General features: G+C 54.7%; 2 tRNA genes and 2 rRNA genes. All 4 read right to left on the bottom strand.

The features are described from left to right. Positions 1-2,873: ribosomal RNA gene (locus NX068_RS20970) — 23S ribosomal RNA — on the bottom strand; the annotation flags it as partial. A 250-nt stretch (positions 2,874-3,123) separates the two neighbouring features. Then, positions 3,124-3,199 (bottom strand) — tRNA-Ala (locus NX068_RS20965). Between the two features lie 40 nt (positions 3,200-3,239). Then, positions 3,240-3,316, bottom strand: a tRNA-Ile gene (locus NX068_RS20960). A gap of 78 nt (positions 3,317-3,394) precedes the next feature. Next, positions 3,395-4,930 (bottom strand): 16S ribosomal RNA (locus NX068_RS20955). Positions 4,931-5,166 lie beyond the last annotated feature (236 nt).

The raw sequence follows: 5,166 nt of genomic DNA, 5'->3' as shown, positions 1-5,166 counted from the left end.
CACGGGCAATTAGTATCGGTTAGCTCAACGTGTTGCCACGCTTCCACACCCGACCTATCAACGTTGTGGTCTTCAACGACCCTTCAGGGGGCTCGAGGCCCCGGGGAAGTCTCATCTTGAGGCGAGTTTCCCGCTTAGATGCTTTCAGCGGTTATCTCTTCCGCACATAGCTACCCGGCGATGCGACTGGCGTCACAACCGGTACACCAGGGGTGCGTCCACTCCGGTCCTCTCGTACTAGGAGCAGGCCCTCTCAAACTTCCAGCGCCCACGGCAGATAGGGACCAAACTGTCTCACGACGTTTTAAACCCAGCTCACGTACCACTTTAAATGGCGAACAGCCATACCCTTGGGACCGACTACAGCCCCAGGATGTGATGAGCCGACATCGAGGTGCCAAACTCCGCCGTCGATGTGAACTCTTGGGCGGAATCAGCCTGTTATCCCCAGAGTACCTTTTATCCGTTGAGCGATGGCCCTTCCATACAGAACCACCGGATCACTATGACCTGCTTTCGCACCTGCTCGACGTGTGGGTCTCGCAGTCAAGCCACCTTTTGCCATTGCACTATCAGTACGATGTCCGACCGTACCTAGGTGACCTTCGTACTCCTCCGTTACCTTTTGGGAGGAGACCGCCCCAGTCAAACTGCCCACCATGCACGGTCCCCGACCTGGATTCACAGGCCTGGGTTAGAACCTCGACGACACCAGGGTGGTATTTCAAGGTTGGCTCCACCGGAACTGGCGTCCCGGTTTCATAGCCTCCCACCTATCCTACACAAGTCCCGTCAAAGTCCAATGCAAAGCTACAGTAAAGGTTCATGGGGTCTTTCCGTCTAGCCGCGGGGAGATTGCATCTTCACAAACATTTCAACTTCGCTGAGTCTCAGGAGGAGACAGTGTGGCCATCGTTACGCCATTCGTGCAGGTCGGAACTTACCCGACAAGGAATTTCGCTACCTTAGGACCGTTATAGTTACGGCCGCCGTTTACCGGGGCTTCGATCAAGAGCTTGCACCCCATCACTTAACCTTCCGGCACCGGGCAGGCGTCACACCGTATACGTCCACTTTCGTGTTTGCACAGTGCTGTGTTTTTAATAAACAGTCGCAGCCACCGATTCTCTGCGGCCCCTTCGCCCTTCGGATGTACTCCTACAAGCTAACGGGGCATACCTTCTCCCGAAGTTACGGTATCAATTTGCCGAGTTCCTTCTCCTGAGTTCTCTCAAGCGCCTGGGTATTCTCTACCAGCCCACCTGTGTCGGTTTGCGGTACGGTCAGTTCTAGACTGAAGCTTAGAGGCTTTTCCTGGAAGCAGGGTATCAGTTGCTTCGGACCCGAGGGTCCTCGTTATCACGCCTCAGCTCAGCCCGGCGGATTTGCCTACCGGGCACGCCTACACGCTTGAACCACCTATTCCAACAGATGGCCAACCTAACCTTCTCCGTCCCCCCATCGCATCTAGAACCGGTACAGGAATATTGACCTGTTTCCCATCGACTACGCATTTCTGCCTCGCCTTAGGGGCCGACTCACCCTGCGCCGATGAACGTTGCGCAGGAAACCTTGGGCTTACGGCGAGGGTGCTTTTCACACCCTTTATCGCTACTCATGTCAGCATTCGCACTTCCGATACCTCCAGCATCCCTTACGAGACACCTTCGCAGGCCTACGGAACGCTCCCCTACCACGTGTCAAAGACACATCCGCAGCTTCGGTTCATGGCTTGAGCCCCGTTACATCTTCCGCGCAGGACGACTCGACTAGTGAGCTATTACGCTTTCTTTAAAGGATGGCTGCTTCTAAGCCAACCTCCTAGCTGTCTGTGCCTTCCCACCTCGTTTGCCACTTAGCCATGCATTTGGGACCTTAGCTGGCGGTCTGGGTTGTTTCCCTCTTGACACCGGACGTTAGCACCCGATGTCTGTCTGCCGTATATCACTTTGCGGTATTCGGAGTTTGCTATCGCGGGGTAGATCGCAGTGACCCCCCCAACGATTACAGTGCTCTACCCCCGCAAGTGTCCGTACGACGCACTACCTAAATAGTTTTCGGGGAGAACCAGCTATTTCCGGATTTGTTTAGCCTTTCACCCCTATCCACAGCTCATCCCCTAACTTTTCAACGTTAGTGGGTTCGGACCTCCAGTGCGTGTTACCGCACCTTCATCCTGGCCATGGATAGATCATCCGGTTTCGGGTCTACGCCCAGCAACTACGACGCCCTTATCAGACTCGCTTTCGCTACGCCTCCCCTATTCGGTTAAGCTCGCTACTGAACGTAAGTCGCTGACCCATTATACAAAAGGTACGCAGTCACCCCTTTCGAGGCTCCCACTGTTTGTATGCATGCGGTTTCAGGATCTATTTCACTCCCCTCCCGGGGTTCTTTTCGCCTTTCCCTCACGGTACTGGTTCACTATCGGTCGATCACGAGTATTTAGCCTTGGAGGATGGTCCCCCCATCTTCAGACAGGATTTCTCGTGTCCCGCCCTACTTGTCGCACGCTCAGACCCGCCACCGGCTTTTCGCATACGGGACTATCACCCTGTATCGTCGGACTTTCCAGACCGTTTTGCTAAGCTGATGGTTTAGTCGTGCAGGCTCTTCCGCGTTCGCTCGCCACTACTTGCGGAATCTCGGTTGATTTCTGTTCCTGCGGCTACTTAGATGTTTCAGTTCACCGCGTTCGCCTCCTCTGGCCTATGTATTCAGCCAGGGATGACCCTTGCGGGCCGGGTTTCCCCATTCGGACATCGTGGGATCAAAGCTCTATTGCCAGCTCCCCCACGCTTTTCGCAGGCTTACACGTCCTTCATCGCCTGTGATCGCCAAGGCATCCACCACATGCACTTAGTCGCTTGATCCTATAACCTTGGTGCCTCCATAGAAGCACCCAGTCACAGGTCGAACTCGTTTGTGCGGCCCAAACTGTGCTGACAACGCAGTTTGAGCCAATGCAATCACACAACTGCAGTACGCACCGGCTCGATGCGTACTACACTTCTTCCACTTTGTTAAAGAGCAAACCTCAAACCGGTATCGCTACCGATCAAGAAGTCAGAGATAATGTCTGATACCAAACCCTATCTCTGACTTCCCGAAACACGCATGACCTGGTGGAGCTGGTCGGGATCGAACCGACGACCTACGGCTTGCAAAGCCGCCGCTCTCCCAGCTGAGCTACAGCCCCCTTGTCTTCAGCAGCCAAGGTTTCAAGCAACCCTAAATCCTGGTGGGTCTGGTTGGGTTCGAACCAACGACCCCCGCCTTATCAAGACGGTGCTCTAACCAGCTGAGCTACAGACCCTCTCATGCACTTCGAGGCTCTTCGCCTGAACAACCGATAAGTTGTGGATACTTGGCAACTGCGACCTCTTTTCTCTTGAAAGGAGGTGATCCAGCCGCACCTTCCGATACGGCTACCTTGTTACGACTTCACCCCAGTCATGAATCTCACCGTGGTAAGCGCCCTCCCGAAGGTTAAGCTACCTACTTCTGGTGAAACCCACTCCCATGGTGTGACGGGCGGTGTGTACAAGACCCGGGAACGTATTCACCGCAGCATGCTGATCTGCGATTACTAGCGATTCCGACTTCACGTAGTCGAGTTGCAGACTACGATCCGGACTACGATCGGCTTTAAGGGATTGGCTCCACCTCGCGGCTTGGCAACCCTCTGTACCGACCATTGTATGACGTGTGAAGCCCTACCCATAAGGGCCATGAGGACTTGACGTCATCCCCACCTTCCTCCGGTTTGTCACCGGCAGTCTCACTAGAGTGCCCAACCAAATGATGGCAACTAGTGACAAGGGTTGCGCTCGTTGCGGGACTTAACCCAACATCTCACGACACGAGCTGACGACAGCCATGCAGCACCTGTGTTCTGGCTCCCGAAGGCACACTCGCCTCTCAGCAAGCTTCCAGACATGTCAAGGGTAGGTAAGGTTTTTCGCGTTGCATCGAATTAATCCACATCATCCACCGCTTGTGCGGGTCCCCGTCAATTCCTTTGAGTTTTAACCTTGCGGCCGTACTCCCCAGGCGGTCGACTTCACGCGTTAGCTGCGTCACTCAGTGCATTGCTGCTCCGAACGACTAGTCGACATCGTTTAGGGCGTGGACTACCAGGGTATCTAATCCTGTTTGCTCCCCACGCTTTCGTGCATGAGCGTCAGTACAGGCCCAGGGGGCTGCCTTCGCCATCGGTGTTCCTCCACATCTCTACGCATTTCACTGCTACACGTGGAATTCCACCCCCCTCTGCCGTACTCTAGCCTGCCAGTCACAAGCGCAGTTCCCAGGTTAAGCCCGGGGATTTCACGCCTGTCTTGGCAAACCGCCTGCGCACGCTTTACGCCCAGTAATTCCGATTAACGCTCGCACCCTACGTATTACCGCGGCTGCTGGCACGTAGTTAGCCGGTGCTTCTTAGTCCGGTACCGTCATCCACACCCTCTATTAAAAGGTGCGATTTCTTCCCGGCCGAAAGAGCTTTACAACCCGAAGGCCTTCTTCACTCACGCGGCATGGCTGGATCAGGGTTGCCCCCATTGTCCAAAATTCCCCACTGCTGCCTCCCGTAGGAGTCTGGGCCGTGTCTCAGTCCCAGTGTGGCGGATCATCCTCTCAGACCCGCTACAGATCGTCGCCTAGGTGGGCCTTTACCCCACCTACTAGCTAATCTGACATCGGCCGCTCCAATCGCGCGAGGCCCGAAGGTCCCCCGCTTTCTCCCTCAGGACGTATGCGGTATTAGCACATCTTTCGATGTGTTATCCCCCACGACTGGGTACGTTCCGATGCATTACTCACCCGTTCGCCACTCGCCGCCAGGCCGAAGCCCGCGCTGCCGTTCGACTTGCATGTGTAAAGCATGCCGCCAGCGTTCAATCTGAGCCAGGATCAAACTCTTAAGTTCAATCCTACAAAGTACTCAAAATACTGACTTGCAGTATGAGCACCTAATCATTGTGAAACCGCAGCCGAAGCTGCCGAGACCACAACCACCAAGCACCCACACTTATCGGTTGTTCAAGTTGTTAAAGATCCGTGCCGGTCAGCACAGAAGCGAGATTATGACCAACAGACAACTCCCTGTCAACCACCCCGAACCGCCTTCCTGAAAAACAAAAACCAGAAAAACAACCCGAAAAA

This window comes from Thauera carbonicopians, from assembly GCF_025699485.1.
Lineage (GTDB): Bacteria > Pseudomonadota > Gammaproteobacteria > Burkholderiales > Rhodocyclaceae > Thauera.
Note: the sequence above shows the minus strand (reverse complement) of the source record. Positions and strands in the feature narration are given on the sequence as shown.